The organism is Ferrovibrio sp., from assembly GCF_964218355.1.
GTDB lineage: Bacteria > Pseudomonadota > Alphaproteobacteria > Ferrovibrionales > Ferrovibrionaceae > Ferrovibrio.
On the sequence record NZ_CAXPMC010000020.1, the window covers coordinates 13,167 to 28,214 of the forward strand.

Here is a 15,048-nt window from a genome sequence, read left to right on the forward strand (position 1 = left end):
CTGCTTGCCGCCTTGGACGAATCGCCTTAAGCCGGGGGCATGGACTGGCAGGATGAAGCGGTGGTCTTGAGCGTTCGCCATCATGGCGAGAATGCCCGCATTGCCACCCTGCTGACCGAATCCCATGGCCGTCATGCCGGATTGATCCGTGGCAGCGGTGCAGGCCGCGGAGGCAGCATACAGATCGGCCAGATCGTCCGCGCCGGCTGGCGTGCCCGGTTGTCCGAGCATCTCGGCAACTGGCAGCTGGAACCGCTGAGCCATCCCGCGGCAATGATGCTGGACGATCCGGCCCGGCTGGCGGCGCTGGCGGCGGTCTGCGGCCTGACCGATGCCGCCCTGCCGGAGCGCGAGCCGCATCCGGCCCTGTTTGCGGCCACCCGGCTGCTGTTCATGCATATGGCAGATATGCCTGACCCGGAAAGCTGGGGAGCGCTGTATGTGCGCTGGGAGACTGGCCTGCTGGCCGAGATGGGCTATGGCCTCGATCTCGACGCCTGCGCCGCCACCGGCGCGGCCATGGACCTGACCCATGTCTCCCCGCGCACCGGCCGCGCCGTTTCGGCCGCCGCCGCCGCACCCTATCTGGACCGCCTGCTGGTCCTGCCGGGCTTCCTGGTGCCGGGGCGGGGACTCGTGCGCAATGACCCCATGGCGGAAATGCTGGATGGTCTGGCACTGACCGGGCATTTCCTGGAAAACCGCCTCTTCGCCCAGCTCCATGCGGCCGTCCCGGCGGCGCGGGCGCGGCTGCTGGAGGCCATCCGTAGAACCGGTCCGGCATCTGGTGTAGAGAACGGGACATGAGCAAGCACGTACCGCCCAAGGATATCCCCGAGTCGATTCGCAATGTGCCGCTGCCCGACGCCCTGTCGGAGCGCTATCTGGCCTATGCGCTGAGCACCATCACCTCGCGCTCGCTGCCCGATGCCCGTGACGGGCTGAAACCGGTGCAGCGCCGGGTGCTCTATGCCATGCGCATGCTCAAGCTGGATCCGGCCTCGGGCTACAAGAAATGCGCCCGCGTGGTTGGCGACGTGATCGGCAAATACCATCCCCATGGTGACCAGTCGGTCTATGATGCCATGGTGCGGCTGGCGCAGGATTTCGCCCAGCGTTATCCGCTGGTCGACGGGCAGGGCAATTTCGGCAATATCGACGGCGATAACGCGGCGGCGATGCGCTATACGGAAGCGCGCCTGACCGAGGTGGCCAATGTGTTGCTGGCCGGGCTGGATGACGACACCGTCGATTTCCGCCCCAATTACGACGGCGAGGATGAAGAGCCGGCGGTGCTGCCGGCCGGTCTGCCCAACCTGCTGGCCAACGGCGCCAGCGGCATTGCCGTGGGCATGGCGACCTCGATCCCGCCGCATAACCTGCCCGAGCTGTGCGATGCGCTGCTGCATGTGATCAAACATCCGAATGCCAGCATCGAGAAGCTGGTCGAATATGTGCAGGGACCGGATTTCCCCACTGGCGGGCTGCTGGTCGAGCCGCTGGAAAGCCGCATCGAGGCGTATAAAACCGGCCGCGGCAGTTTCCGCGTCCGCGCGAAATGGCAGAAGGAAGAACTGCCACGCGGCACCTGGCAGATCATTGTCACCGAGATTCCCTACCAGGTGCAGAAGTCGCGGCTGATCGAGAAGATTGCCGAGCTGATCACCGACCGCAAGGCACCTTTGCTCGATGACGTGCGCGATGAATCCGCGGAAGACATCCGCCTCGTGCTGGTGCCCAAGAGCAAGAATGTCGATCCGGACGTGCTGATGGAAAGCCTGTTCCGGACCACCGATCTGGAGACCCGCTTCCCGCTGAACCTGAATGTGCTCGACGGCGGCCGCCTGCCGAAGGTGATGAACCTGCGCGAGGCACTGCAGGCCTATCTCGATCACAGGCACGAGGTGCTGGAGCGGCGCAGCCGCTATCGCCTCGGCAAGATCGAGCATCGTCTCGAAGTGCTGGATGGCTACCTGATCGCCTATCTCAATCTCGACGAGCTGATTGAGATCATCCGCCGCGAGGACGAGCCCAAGCCGGTGATGATGAAGCGCTTCAACCTGACCGACGTGCAGGCGGAAGCGATCCTCAACATGCGCCTGCGCAGTCTGCGCCGGCTTGAGGAGATGGAGATCAAGACCGAACACAAGGCGCTGTCGAAGGAAAAGGCCGAGCTGAAGAAGCTGCTGGGCGACGAGGCCCTGCGCTGGCAGACCATTGCCGGCGAGGTGCAGGAGCTGAAAAAGCAGTTTGGCCCGAAGACGGCCCTCGGCCGCCGCCGCAGTGCCATCGGCGACGCGCCGGTGATCTCGGAAGAGGCCTTCGAGGTGCTGGTCGAGCGCGAGCCGATCACCGTGATCTGCTCGGCCAAGGGCTGGATTCGCGCCATCAAGGGCCATGTGGCCGACGACGGTTCGGCCGCCTACAAGGAGGGCGACAAGGGGCGTTTCTGGCTGCATGCCGAAACCACCGACAAGCTGGTGCTGTTCGGCACCAACGGCCGCGCCTACACGATCAGCTGCGACAAGCTGCCGCGCGGCCGCGGCCATGGCGAGCCGGTGCGCCTGACCGTCGATCTGGGCAACGACCAGGATATCGTCACGCTGTTCAGATATCAGGGTGACCGCAAATACCTGGTGGCCAGCAGCGATGGCCGCGGCTTCATCGTGCCGGAAGCCGAGATGCTGGCGGCCACCCGCACCGGCAAGCAGATCCTGAATGTCTCCGGCCCGGCCGAAGCCTGTGTCTGCCGCGCCGTGGAGGGCGATACGGTTGCGGTGATCGGCGAGAACCGCAAGCTGCTGCTGTTCCCGCTGGATCAGCTGCCTGAGATGACCAGGGGGCGCGGTATCACCCTGCAGAAATACAAGGATGGCGGCCTTTCCGATGCCCGCGTCTTCACCCTGAAGCAGGGGCTCAGCTGGGTCGATTCCTCGGGCCGCACCAAGACCGAGGGCGACCTGAAGGAATATCGCGGCGAGCGTGCCCAGGCCGGTCGTGTCGTCTTCCGCGGTTTCAACAAGAACAACCGCTTCGACTGAGCGGCCTGCAGGAGATCAATCCTCGGCGGCGGGCCCGGCTTCAGCCTGTTTCGCGGCCCTGTCCAGTTCCTCCTTGAGGAACCAGGGGATGAAGGGAACCTCGACCTTGATCTCGGCGAAAGTGAAGTCGTTGATCTGACGCTGGCTGAGCGCGGCGGTGAATTCCGAAGCACCCAGGAAGATGGCCCGCTGGTCGGCATCCATCGGGTCTGTTGCCGCCATCACTACCGAGGTTACTCCGGGCAGGGCGCGCAGGTAGTAACGCAGGGCGACCCGGGCCGTATCGTCGGACTGGGTTGCCGCGAAGGGGGCCTTGACCACGGTAACCGACTTGCCGTTGATCGCGGTAACGGCGATCTCGTGGGTCATGCTGAAGGTGTCGGCGATTTTTGCGGCCTTCTTTTTGCGCCGGCCGAACAGGAATCCGAACATGCTGGTGCCAGTCCCGGTTGAAGGCCGTTGCCCGGCCCGGCAAACCAGATAGGCGAAGCCGCGACTTTGTGCAAGCTGGCGGCGGGCGTTCGGGGAGGGCTGTGACTTGCATGGGGCAGGCCGGCGTACTAGCAATGTTCGAGCCTCGGCAGGTCCGGGGCAACGGGTGGATTGAGCAGCGGGATACGTGATGGTGACGGAGTATCTGCAGGCGGCCCTGCTGGGTGTGGTCGAGGGCCTGACCGAGTTCCTGCCGGTGTCCTCCACCGGCCACCTGATCCTGCTGATTGACCTGCTGGGCTTTCAGGGCCCGGAAGGCAAGGTTTTCGAGATCGCCATCCAGCTGGGCGCCATCCTGGCCGTGCTGCTGGTCTACTGGCCGCGTTTCTGGGGCACCCTGACCGGTCTTGGCCGCGATGCGCGGGCCAACCGCTTCACCCTCAACCTGATCTTCGGCGTGCTGCCGGCCCTGGTGCTCGGCGCGGCCCTGCATGGGTTCATCAAGGCGGTGCTGTTCAGTCCCTGGGTGGTTTCGGTGGCGCTGGTGCTGGGCGGCGTGGTGATCCTCGTGGTCGAGCGCATTGTCGGCCGCGGCGTGGTGGCCAGTGTCGATGATTTCAGCTCCCGGCTCAGCCTGAAGATCGGCCTGATCCAGTGTCTGGCCATGATCCCCGGCGTCTCGCGGTCGGGCGCCACCATTATCGGCGCCCGCCTGCTGGGGGTGCAGCGGGCGGCGGCGGCCGAGTTCTCGTTCTTCCTCGCCGTGCCCACCATGGTGGCCGCCACCGCCTATGACCTGTTCAAGAACCGCGACAGTCTGACGCTGGATGGCGTCGAATTGATCGCCATCGGTCTTGTGGTGTCTTTCATCTGCGCGGTCCTGGTGGTGCGCACGGTGATCGCCTTCATCAACCGCTACGGATTTGTGCCCTTTGCCTGGTACCGCATCGCCATCGGCTCGGCGATGCTTGTGCTTCTGGTGTTGCGCTGAAAAGATAGCTGCAACGAGACCAGAAACATCACTTGGGAGGAGGGCGCCGGACATGACCCTGCCGGCATCCGTCTATGCGGCTTTCGCGGCCACCGCCGCACAATATCCGGATCACAGCTTTCTCTGCGTGCCCGTCCGGCCGGGCCGTGACTACGCGTCCGGCGGACTGGAACTCAGCTACCACGCGGCCGCCGCGCGGGTGGAAGCCCTGCGGGAAGCCTATGCCGCCGCCGGCTACGGCCCGGGGCATCGGGTGGCGCTGCTGCTGGAGATGCGGCCCGACCATTTTCTGCATTTCCTGGCGCTGAACGCGCTGGGCTGCGGCACCGTGCCGGTGAATCCCGATTACCGCCATGACGAGATGCTCTACCAGATGGAGCATTCCGAGGCCGATCTCGTCGTCGCCGTACCGCATCGCGTCGCCGACCTGCGGAAGGTTGCCGACGAGCGCAAGGCCAAGCCGCTGCCGGTGCTGGATGTGGATGCGCTGCCGGCCGCCTTTCCGCCGCCGCAGGCGCCGGCGCGCGATGTCAGGCCGGCGCAGGATACCGAGGCGAGCCTGCTCTATACCTCCGGCACGACGGGCCGACCCAAGGGCTGCATTCTCGACAATTTCTATTTCCTCAATGCCGGTGCCTGGTATCGCGACCTTGGCGGCCGGCTGGCGATCCGGCCCGGCGAAGACCGCTTCTACAATCCGCTGCCGGTCTTCCACATGAATCATTTCGCGGTCACCGGTACCTGCGCGATCCTGACCGCCAACTGCCTGATCCTGACCGAGCGGTTCAGCCCGAACCGCTGGTGGCAGGAGGTGGTCGAGACCCGCGCCACCATCATCCATTATCTCGGCGTGGTGCCGCCCCTGCTGCTGAACCAGCCGGAGACGGCGCTGGAAAAGCAGCACCGGGTGCGCTTCGGCATGGGCGCCGGCGTGGAGCCGCAGCTGCATGCGCGGTTCGAGCAGCGCTACGGCTTCCCGCTGGTCGAGGTCTGGGGCATGACCGAAACCGGCCGCATCTTCGCCGACTGCCACGAGCCGCGGCAGACCGACACCCGCGCCTTCGGCCGGCCGCTGCCCGGTTTCGAGGCGATGGTGGCCGACGAGCAGGGCCGCGAGATGCCACGCGGGCAGGAAGGTGAGCTGCTGGTGCGCCATTCGGCGGCCGATCCGCGCCGCGGCTTCTTCTCGGGCTATCTGAAGAACGACAGGGCCACCGAAGAGGCCTGGGCCGGCGGCTGGTTCCATACCGGCGACGTGGTGCGCATGGCCGATGACGGCATGATCTGTTTCGTCGACCGCAAGAAGAACATCATCCGCCGCTCGGGCGAGAATATCGCCGCCGCCGAGATCGAGGCCTGCCTGCAGGCCCATGACGCGGTGGCGCAGGTGGCGGTGCTGGCCGCGCCCGACGAGCTGCGCGAGGAGGAGGTGATGGCCTGCATCCTGCCGATGGCGGGGCAGGCGCCGACGGCCGAGCTGGCCGAGGCCCTGTTCGCCTGGTGCAACGAACGGCTGGCCTATTTCAAGGCGCCGGGCTGGCTGCTGTTCGTCGGCAGCCTGCCGACCACGGGGACACAGAAGGTGCAGAAAACGCAGATTTTCAGCCCCGGCGAGGATCCGCGCAGCCGGCCCGGCATCCACGATTTCCGCGCCCGCAAGAAGCGCTGAGAACCGCGACAAAGCAGCGCAGCCCGGGAATCTGCCGGGGGCTTTCCCGGGGCGCCGCGACGGGCTACATCAGGGACAGTCGCATTCGCCGGAGTTCCGCCCGTGAGCCTTGCCGCCCAAGCCATGCCCGCCCGCAGCACCGCCGGCAGCAACCCGCGCGCCGTCGCCATCTGGCTGTTTGCCGTAGCCGGGCTGGTCGCCCTGATGGTGGTGATCGGCGGGCTGACGCGGCTGACGGAATCCGGCCTGTCCATCGTCGAGTGGAAGCTGGTCACCGGCATCCTGCCGCCGCTGTCCGACGCCGCCTGGGCGGCCGAGTTCGAGAAATACAAGCAGTTTCCCGAATACCAGAAGATCAACATCGGCATGACCCTGGAGGGCTTCAAGGGAATCTTCTGGCTGGAATACTTGCACCGCCTGCTCGGCCGGCTGATCGGCGTGGCCTTCTTCCTGCCGATGGTCTGGTTCTGGCTGCGCCGGCAGATCCCGGCCGGCATGAAGCCGCATCTGGTGGCGATGTTTGTGCTCGGCGGCAGCCAGGGTGCGCTGGGCTGGTTCATGGTGAAAAGCGGCCTGGTCGATCATCCCGATGTCAGCCATTACCGCCTGACCGCCCATCTCGGCCTTGCCCTGCTGATCTTCGTCTACCTGTTATGGGGCGCGCTGTCGCTGGCACGGCGCGGCCGCATGACCGGCTTCGCCGGCGGCGGCATTGCGGGCTGGCTGGCTGGCCTCGTTTTTCTGCAGGTTCTCTCTGGCGGACTGGTGGCCGGCATGAATGCGGGACTGGCGCACAATACCTGGCCGCTGATGGATGGCGCCTTCATCCCGGATGGCCTTCTCATTGCCGATCCCTGGTGGATCAATTTCTTCGAGAATGCGATGACGGTGCAGTTCCAGCATCGCATGGGTGCCTATCTGGTGGCGATCCTTGCCGTGGTCACCGTGCTGCGCCTGAAGGGCCGCGCGGCCACCGGGCTGCGTCACGGTTTGCTGACCGCCGTGGCCCTGCAGATCGTGCTCGGCATCATGACCCTGCTGCATCACGTGCCGGTCTCGCTCGGCACCCTGCACCAGGCCGGCGCCGTGCTGGTGCTGGGCATCGCCACGGCCCTGTGGCATGACCGCGCCCTCCGGTCGCAGAAAGCCGCCTGACATGACGGACGGCGACCGCATCGTCCTGCTCTACTGCACGGCCGCCAGCGTCGTCGAGGCCGAGAAGGTTGCCGAGGCCGTGGTCGGGCAAAGGCTCGCCGCCTGCGCCAATATCATCCCCGGCATGCGGTCGCTCTACTGGTGGCAGGGCAGGCTGGAAAAGGGCGAGGAGGCGGTGCTGATCCTCAAGACCCGGGCCAGCCTTGCCGAAGCGGCGACAGAAGCCGTGAAGGCCGCGCATTCCTACAGCGTGCCCTGCGTGCTGCCGCTGCCGGTGGGGCAGGACGGCAATGCCGACTATCTCGCCTGGCTGCTGGCGGAGACGGAACCTGAGAGCGGTCCGGATCGCCGCTGACCGGGCATTGTCTTGCTACAATTCCGGTACTGTTCCGGACCCGGACGGACTGCTATTCTCCCGGCCTTCCGGAGGATTGAGTCCATGGCCCGCACTGCCGGTTTCCTGACGCTGGTGTTTTCCAGCCTCGCGCACACCTTCTCGCATCTCTTCACCCTGCTTTACGCCACCGTGGTGCTGGTGCTGGAGAAGGAATGGGGCATGGGCTACGACACACTGTTCGCGCTGTCGATCCCGATGAGTGTGCTGTTCGGTGCCGCCGCCCTGCCGGCCGGCTGGCTGGGCGATCGCTGGAGCGCCTCGGGCGCCATGGCGCTGTTCTTCGTCGGCGTCGGCGGCTGTTCGGTGCTGGCCGGCCTGTCGGATACCCCGCTGGCGCTGGGCCTCAGCCTTGCCGGCATCGGGCTGTTCGCGGCGATCTATCATCCCGTCGGCATTCCGTGGCTGGTGCGCAATGCCACCAACCGCGGCCGCGCGCTCGGCATCAACGGCGTGTTCGGCTCGGCCGGCACGGCCGGCGCCGCTTTGGTGGCGGGTTTCCTGGCCGATCTCTATGGCTGGCGCGCCGCCTTCATCCTGCCGGGCGCGGTCTGCCTGGTGGTCGCCGCCGGCTTCATCTGGGCGCGGCAGGCCGGCCTGCTGCTGGATCGCGCCGAGGATGCCGTGCCGCAGCCGGCACCGCAGAAGGGCGATATCTGGCGGGTCTTCTGGGTGATGTCGGCCACCATGCTGTGCACCGGCCTGATCTACCAGGCCACCGCCTTCGCGCTGCCCAAGGTGTTCGACGAGCGGCTGTCGGGCTTCTTCCATGACAGCGTGCTGGGCATCGGCGGCATGGTCACCATCGTTTACACCTGTTCGGCGCTGACCCAGCTGCTGGGCGGCGAGCTGGCCGACCGCTATTCGCTGCGCGGCGTCTATGCCACGGTGCAGTGGCTGCAGATTCCGGTGATCATTGGCGCCATGATGACCATCCATCCGGCGCTGGTCGGCGTGGCCGCCCTGATGGTCAGCCTGAATGTGGCCGGCCAGCCGGCGGAGAATTCGCTGCTGGCGAAATACACCCCACCGCGCTGGCGCGGCCGGGCCTTCGGGGCCAAGTTCGTGCTCACCCTGGGCGTATCGTCGCTGGGCGTGGCGGTGATCCCGGTGATCTACCGCCTGACCGGCACTCTGGACATGCTGTTCGTGCTGCTGGCCGCGGCCGCGGCCTGCGCTGGCATCTTCGCCCTGCTGCTGCCGCGCGACGGCCGCAGCCAATCGGCCGCTGCCGCGGATGCCGCGCAGCCGGCCGCGGCTGAATAGAATCGTGCCGGTTCTCGGGGTCCTGCCAATTCGTCACTCCCACGTAAGCGGGAGTCCAGACTTTGCACTGACTTCTGGGTACCCGGCTGGAGCCTGCTCTCGGCCGCGCCAGCGCGGACCCGTGGGCGGGCGTGGCGATTGATGTTTTAATAGTGCAGGCCGACGTAGTTCTCGGCCAGGCTGGTCATCGCCGCCGGCGACGAGACCAGATAGGCCAGTTCAGCCTGCTGCATCTTCTGCTCGAAACCACTGCTGTCCGGGAACCGGTGCAGCATGGATGTCATCCACCAGGAGAAGCGTTCGGCTTTCCACACCCGTGCCAGCGCCCGGGCCGAATAGGCGTCGATGCCGGCTTTCGAGCCTTGTTTGTAGAATTCCGATAGCGCCTGCCAGAGGTAATAGACGTCGCTGGCGGCGAGGTTGAGGCCTTTCGCACCGGTCGGCGGCACGATATGGGCGGCATCTCCGGCGAGGAACAGGCGGCCATGGCGCATCGGCTCGGCCACGAAGCTGCGCAAAGGCGCAATGCTTTTCTCGAAGGAGGGGCCCTTCTGCAGCCTGGCCACCGCGTCGCCGTCCAGCCGGCGTTTCAGTTCCGCGTAGAAACGTTCGTCTGACCAGTCCTCGACCCGGTCCTCCAGCGAACACTGGATATAGAGCCGGCTGCGGGTATGGGACCGCATGGAGCAGAGCGCGAAGCCGCGCTCGTGACTGGCATAGATCAGCTCGTCGGAGACCGGCGGCTTTTCGACCAGGATGCCCAGCCAGCCGAAAGGATAGACCCGCTCGAAACTGCGCAGCACGCTGTCCGGGATGCTTTTGCGGCTGACCCCGTGATAGCCGTCGCAGCCGGCGATGTAGTCGCATGCGATCTCGTGTTCGGCGCCGTCCTTTTTGTAGCGGACGCGCGGCTTGTCGCCGGTGATGTCATGCAGGCTGACATCCTCGGCCTCGTAGATGGTCGGCGCGCCGGCGGCGGCACGGCCTTCCATCAGGTCGCGGGTGATCTCGGTCTGGCCATAGACAATCACGCTCTTGCCGACCAGTTCGCGGAAATTGATGCGGTGACGCTCGCCGCCGAAAGCCACCTCGATGCCATCGTGGATCAGGCCTTCCCTGTGCATGCGGGCGCCGACACCGGCCGCGTCCAGCAGGTCGGCCGCGCCTTTCTCGACCACGCCGGCGCGGATGCGGCCGAGCACATACTCGCCGGTCTGGCGTTCAAGAATCACATTGTCGATGCCCTGTTTCGTCAGCAGCTGGCCGAGCAGCAGGCCGGCGGGGCCGGCGCCAATGATGGCGACCTGGGTGCGCATCGTGTTTCCTCCTGAATTCCGTCAGGAGAAACTAGGCCGGGCATGCGCCATGGGCGATGGACAGATGCGACAAAAAACAGGACAATCCGAACATGTCTGCCAGGCCCCGCCGGAAAACCGGCATCCCGACTTATGCCCTGTACGGAGAAACCGGTGACGATTTCCATGCCGGCTGGCTGCATTGCGAATCGATCCCGGCCCGCAGCGCGCTTTTCGAATGGGAAATCGGGGCGCACCGACACCGGAGTTTCTTTCAGATTCTGAACATCACCCGGGGCCGTGCAATCTGCCTGCTGGGAGATGCCGAAGAGGCGGCGGACCCGCCTGCCATGGTGACAGTGCCCCCGGGGATCGTGCACGGCTTCCGCTTCTCATCCGATATCGACGGCCATGTGATCACCCTGCAGACCGGACAGGCCGAACGCATCCTCGGAGGCATGGCCGGCGCGGCGCCGTTGCTGGCCGGGCCGCAGGTCTTCGCCCTGGCCGATGCCGGACAGGCGCAGGCCATGGCCGGCAGCGTGGCGGCGCTGGCACAGGAATTTGCCGGCAGCGAACCGGGGCGGCAGGGCCTGATCGAGGCGCATCTGTCGATCCTGCTGCTCAGCCTGAACCGGCTGGCGGTGGCCAGCGCGCGCGACAGCGGCGGCGTGGCCGATCCGGGCGCGCGCCACGCGGCGGCCTTCCGCGGCCTGCTGGACCGGCATTACCGGACAGAGCGGGCGGTGGCCTTCTATGCCCGCCGGCTGGGGATTTCCGAGACACATCTGAACCGGGTCTGCCGGGCGGCCTTCGGGACCTCCGCTCTGGGCGCGATCAGCCGGCGGCTGGCGCTGGAGGCGACCCGCGATCTGACCTTCACCGTCCTGTCGGTGAAGGAGATCGCCTATTCGCTGGGCTTCGAGGACCCGGCCTATTTCACCCGGTTTTTCACCAAGCAGACCGGCGAGACGCCGACCGCCTTCCGCCGCCGCTCAAGCTGAGCGTCAGGTCGCATTCAGAGCCCTGCGACCGTCAGGTCGCATTGAGCGCCCTGTCGAGGTCGCGGATCAGGTCATCGGCTTCCTCGATGCCGATCGACAGCCGGATCACGTCGTCGCCCGAACCGGCCGCGGCGCGCTGCTCGGGGCTGAGCTGGCGATGGGTGGTCGAGGCCGGGTGGATCACCAGGCTGCGGGTATCGCCGACATTGGCGAGGTGCGAGAAGATCTCCACCGTGTCGACGAATTTCAGGCCGGCCGCGTAGCCGCCCTTCAGGCCGAAGGTGAAGACCGAGCCGGCTCCGTTCGGCAGGTATTTCTGCGCCAGCGCATGATAGCGGTCGCCCTTGAGGCCGGCATAGCGGACCCAGGCGACCTTCGGATGTTTCGCGAGGAACTCCGCCACCGCCTGGGCGTTGTCGCAATGCTTGCGCATGCGCAAAGATAGCGTCTCCATGCCGGTGAGGATCATGAAGGCGTTGAAGGGCGAGATGGCCGGCCCGAGATCGCGCAAGGAGATGGCGCGGCAGGCGACGGCAAAGGCCATGTCGCCGAAAGTCTCCCAGAAGGTCAGGCCGTGATAGGCGGGCGAGGGCTGCGACAGATGCGGGAATTTGTCGTTCTGTCCCCAGTCGAACAGGCCGGAATCGACGATCACACCGCCCATGGAATTGCCATGGCCGCCGAGGAACTTGGTGGCCGAATGCAGCACGATGTCGGCGCCATGCTCGATCGGCCGGCACAGATACGGCGAGGCCATGGTGTTGTCGATGATCAGCGGGATGCCGGCGTCATGCGCGATCTCGGCCAGGGCTGCGATATCCGCCACCACGCCGCCCGGATTGGACAGGCTTTCGGCATAGATTGCCTTCGTCTTCGGCGTGATCGCCTTCCTGAAACCGTCGAGATCGTCCGGATCGACGAAGCTGGTATGCCAGTCGAAGCGCTGGAAGCTGACGCCAAGCTGGGTGATCGAACCGCCATAGAGCTTGTTCGAGGCAACGATATGGTCGCCGGGATTCATCAGCATGTGAAAGGCGACAGTCTGTGCCGCATGGCCGCTGGCCACGGCGGTGGCGGCGCGGGCGTTTTCCAGCGCCGCCACCTTCTGTTCCAGCGCCGCCGTCGTCGGGTTGGTCAGGCGGGTATAGATGTTGCCGAAGGTCTGCAGGTTGAACAGCGAGGCCGCATGGTCCGCATCGTCGAATACATAGGCGGTGGTCTGGTAGATCGGCGTGGCGCGCGCGCCGGTGGCCGGGTCGGGTGCGGTGCCGGCATGCACCTGCAGGGTGTCGAAGCCGTAGGGGGAGGTATTCTCCGCCGCGCGGTTCGCGGCGGGCTTGTCGGTCGCGGCCACGGTCAGATCCTGTTCTGCTTCTTCGAGTTGATCACGCGGGTATTGACGCCCATCCAGCCGATCTCGCGACTGAGCCGGCCGAACTCGATCTTCGGACAGCGGTTCATCACCACTTTCAGGCCGGCGGCCTCGGCCTTTGCGGCCGCCTCGTCGTGCCGCACGCCGAGCTGCATCCACAGCACCTTCGCGCCGATCTTTACGGCCTCGTCGGCAATCGGCGGGATGGTCGCCGAGGCCCGGAAACAGTCGACCATGTCGACCTTCACCGGGATATCCGACAGGCTGGCATAGACCTTTTCGCCGAGAATCTCGCCACCGGCTTCCTTCGGATTGACCGGGATCACCCGGTAGTCCTTCTGCTGCAGGTATTTCATGGCGAAATAGGACGGCCGGTTCCAGTTCGGGCTGGCGCCGACCATGGCGATCACGCGGGACGCTCGCAGGATGCCGCGGATGTAATCGTCGGAATACTTGTCGTGATCGATACGGTGCAGAACATCGCTCACGTCAGCGGCCTTCCCAGGTCGGCTGGCGTTTCTCGATGAAGGCGTCGATGCCTTCCTCGGCGTCACGGGCCAGCATGTTCTCGGTCATCACCCGGCTGGCATAGTCGTAGGCCTGGGCCAGCGGCAGTTCGATCTGGCGGTAGAAGGCCTCCTTGCCGGTTTTCACGCTCAGGGACGATTTCGAGGCGATCAGCTGCGCCAGCCGCAGCACCTCGCCATCCAGCGCCGCCTCGGGGACTGCGCGGTTGATCAGGCCGATCTCGGCGGCGCGGTCGGCCGGCACCAGCTCGCCGGTCAGCAGCATCTCCATGGCCTGCTTGCGCGGCACGTTGCGTGACAGGGCCACCATCGGCGTCGAGCAGAACAGGCCGATATTGACGCCGGGGGTGCCGAAGCGGGCCGTCTCGGCCGCCACGGCAAGGTCGCAGCTGGCCACCAACTGGCAGCCGGCCGCGGTGGCGGTGCCGTGCACCCGGGCAATCACCGGCTGGGGCAGGGCGACGATGCTCTGCATCAGCAGCGAGCATTGCCGGAACAGGGCCTCGTAATGCTGGCGGCCGGGATTGGCGCGGATTTCCTTGAGGTCGTGGCCGGCGCAGAAACCGGGGCCGGCGGCGGCGAGGATCACCGCCCTGATGCGGCCATCGGCCCTGATGCGGTCGAGTTCCGCCTGCAGGGCGGTCATCAGGCCCGTGGACAGGCTGTTATAGGCGCGCGGCCGGTTCAGGGTCAGCCGGACGATGCCGGCTTCCGGCTGGTCGCGGAGGACCGGCGGGGGCGTTTCCCCGGCTGATTCAGGCACTGCGGACACGGACGTCCCTCCTTGCTCGGCCGGCATGATAGGACGGGCTGCCGGGCCGGAAAAGGATGGGCGCCCGCAATGATGGAAAAACCTTGAAAAAGGGCCGTATTTTTGCCCCATTGCAGAGGCATGAAATGAACCCCCGCAGTTTCGGCGGCCGGTTGCGCCGGGCCGGGCTGCGGCGTAAAACCCGCCGGGACACCGGGGGCGAATCGTCCTTGTGACTGTCTAACGAGAAGAAAGCCCGCATCATGATCCGTCCGATCCGCAAAGCCGTTTTCCCTGTCGGTGGCCTGGGCACCCGGTTCCTGCCGGCCACCAAGGCGATGCCGAAGGAAATGCTGCCGGTGGTCGACAAGCCGCTGATCCAGTATGCCGTCGAGGAGGCCAAGGCCGCCGGCATCGAGGAATTCATCTTCGTCACGGGCCGCGGCAAGCATGCCATTGAGGACCATTTCGACCGCTCCTACGAGCTGGAAGACGTGCTGCGCGAGCGCGACAAGCGCGACCTGCTCGACCTGATCAATGGCTGGATGCCGAAGGCGGGCCAGGTTTCCTATACCCGCCAGATGGAACCGCTGGGGCTGGGGCATGCCGTGCGCTGCGCCAAGCCGCTGGTGGGCGATGAGCCGTTCGCCGTGCTGCTGGCCGACGACCTGATCCTGGCTGGCGAGCCCTGCCTGGCGCAGATGGTCGAGGCCTACAACAATACCGGCGGCAACATCATCGCCGCCATGGATGTGCCGCACGAGCACACCAAGCGCTACGGTGTCATCAAGCCGGGCAAGGACAGCGACCGCATGGTCGAGGTGACCGGCCTGGTGGAGAAGCCGGCGCCCAAGGATGCCCCCAGCAACACCGCGGTGATCGGCCGCTACATCATCCAGCCGGGCGTGTTCCATCACCTCGACACCATGCAGCGCGGTGCCGGTGGCGAGATGCAGCTGACCGATGCCCTGGCCAAGATGATCGGCGAGGTGCCGTTCCACGGGCTGCGTTTCGAGGGCGAACGCTATGATTGCGGCGACAAGGTCGGCTTCCTTCATGCCAATATCGCCTTCGCCCTGGCGCGGGGCGATATGAAGGCCGACGTGGCCACCATCGTCCGCGACATCGCGAAGACGCTCTGAGCCGAGCGA

14 protein-coding genes are annotated in these 15,048 nt (G+C 66.0%); 9 read left to right on the top strand and 5 right to left on the bottom strand.

Annotation, left to right across the window (positions count from 1 at the left end; translation table 11 throughout):
• Window positions 1-39: 39 nt before the first annotated feature.
• Window positions 40-807, top strand: a complete 768-nt coding sequence (gene recO / locus ACEQZY_RS14155; protein ID WP_370155306.1) for a DNA repair protein RecO — start codon at window positions 40-42, stop codon at window positions 805-807.
• Window positions 804-3,041, top strand: coding sequence for a DNA topoisomerase IV subunit A (gene parC / locus ACEQZY_RS14160; RefSeq protein WP_370155308.1), 2,238 nt, complete (start codon window positions 804-806; stop codon window positions 3,039-3,041). Before recO ends, parC begins: the two co-directional genes overlap by 4 nt.
• Window positions 3,042-3,056: 15 nt before the next feature.
• Here the strand turns inward: parC and ACEQZY_RS14165 are convergent, their stop codons facing one another.
• Window positions 3,057-3,473 carry a hypothetical protein gene (locus ACEQZY_RS14165; RefSeq protein WP_341703623.1) on the bottom strand — a complete coding sequence of 139 codons (417 nt, stop codon included), beginning with the start codon at window positions 3,471-3,473 and terminating at the stop codon, window positions 3,057-3,059.
• Window positions 3,474-3,663: 190 nt separating this feature from the next.
• On the opposite strand from ACEQZY_RS14165, the gene ACEQZY_RS14170 reads away from it, so the two are divergent.
• The 5 genes from ACEQZY_RS14170 (at window position 3,664) to ACEQZY_RS14190 (ending at window position 8,948) form a co-directional block, all read left to right on the top strand.
• Window positions 3,664-4,464 carry an undecaprenyl-diphosphate phosphatase gene (locus ACEQZY_RS14170; protein ID WP_370155311.1) on the top strand — a complete coding sequence of 267 codons (801 nt, stop codon included), beginning with the start codon at window positions 3,664-3,666 and terminating at the stop codon, window positions 4,462-4,464.
• 52 nt (window positions 4,465-4,516) lie between these two features.
• The gene (locus ACEQZY_RS14175) at window positions 4,517-6,133 is read left to right on the top strand and encodes an AMP-binding protein (protein WP_370155313.1); all 1,617 of its coding nucleotides are present in this window, start codon (window positions 4,517-4,519) and stop codon (window positions 6,131-6,133) included.
• Window positions 6,134-6,235: 102 nt separating this feature from the next.
• Entirely contained in the window at window positions 6,236-7,288 is a 1,053-nt protein-coding gene (locus ACEQZY_RS14180) for a COX15/CtaA family protein (RefSeq protein ID WP_341703620.1), read from the top strand.
• A 1-nt stretch (window position 7,289) separates the two neighbouring features.
• On the top strand, window positions 7,290-7,643 hold the full coding sequence (gene cutA / locus ACEQZY_RS14185; protein ID WP_341703619.1) for a divalent-cation tolerance protein CutA: 354 nt from the start codon (window positions 7,290-7,292) through the stop codon (window positions 7,641-7,643).
• Window positions 7,644-7,727: 84 nt separating this feature from the next.
• The gene (locus ACEQZY_RS14190; RefSeq protein WP_370155315.1) at window positions 7,728-8,948 is read left to right on the top strand and encodes an MFS transporter; all 1,221 of its coding nucleotides are present in this window, start codon (window positions 7,728-7,730) and stop codon (window positions 8,946-8,948) included.
• A 146-nt stretch (window positions 8,949-9,094) separates the two neighbouring features.
• On the opposite strand, the gene pobA is transcribed toward ACEQZY_RS14190, so the two are convergent.
• Entirely contained in the window at window positions 9,095-10,264 is a 1,170-nt protein-coding gene (pobA, locus tag ACEQZY_RS14195; RefSeq protein WP_370155317.1) for a 4-hydroxybenzoate 3-monooxygenase, read from the bottom strand.
• 92 nt (window positions 10,265-10,356) lie between these two features.
• Here pobA and ACEQZY_RS14200 point away from each other — a divergent pair, with 92 nt between their 5' ends.
• Window positions 10,357-11,247 carry a helix-turn-helix domain-containing protein gene (locus ACEQZY_RS14200; protein WP_370155319.1) on the top strand — a complete coding sequence of 297 codons (891 nt, stop codon included), beginning with the start codon at window positions 10,357-10,359 and terminating at the stop codon, window positions 11,245-11,247.
• A gap of 31 nt (window positions 11,248-11,278) precedes the next feature.
• Here the strand turns inward: ACEQZY_RS14200 and ACEQZY_RS14205 are convergent, their stop codons facing one another.
• Genes ACEQZY_RS14205 through ACEQZY_RS14215 form a run of 3 tightly spaced genes read right to left on the bottom strand, consistent with a single transcriptional unit; the run spans window position 11,279 to window position 13,918 of the window.
• Window positions 11,279-12,601, bottom strand: coding sequence for an O-acetylhomoserine aminocarboxypropyltransferase (locus ACEQZY_RS14205; RefSeq protein WP_341702975.1), 1,323 nt, complete (start codon window positions 12,599-12,601; stop codon window positions 11,279-11,281).
• Window positions 12,602-12,603: 2 nt separating this feature from the next.
• The gene (locus ACEQZY_RS14210) at window positions 12,604-13,107 is read right to left on the bottom strand and encodes a CoA-binding protein (RefSeq protein ID WP_370155321.1); all 504 of its coding nucleotides are present in this window, start codon (window positions 13,105-13,107) and stop codon (window positions 12,604-12,606) included.
• A 1-nt stretch (window position 13,108) separates the two neighbouring features.
• Window positions 13,109-13,918 (bottom strand): enoyl-CoA hydratase, encoded by an 810-nt coding sequence (locus ACEQZY_RS14215; protein WP_370155323.1) that lies wholly within the window; start codon window positions 13,916-13,918, stop codon window positions 13,109-13,111.
• Between the two features lie 242 nt (window positions 13,919-14,160).
• Here ACEQZY_RS14215 and galU point away from each other — a divergent pair, with 242 nt between their 5' ends.
• A complete protein-coding gene (galU, locus tag ACEQZY_RS14220) occupies window positions 14,161-15,039 on the top strand; it encodes a UTP--glucose-1-phosphate uridylyltransferase GalU (RefSeq protein WP_341702977.1) in 879 nt (292 codons plus the stop codon).
• Window positions 15,040-15,048 lie beyond the last annotated feature (9 nt).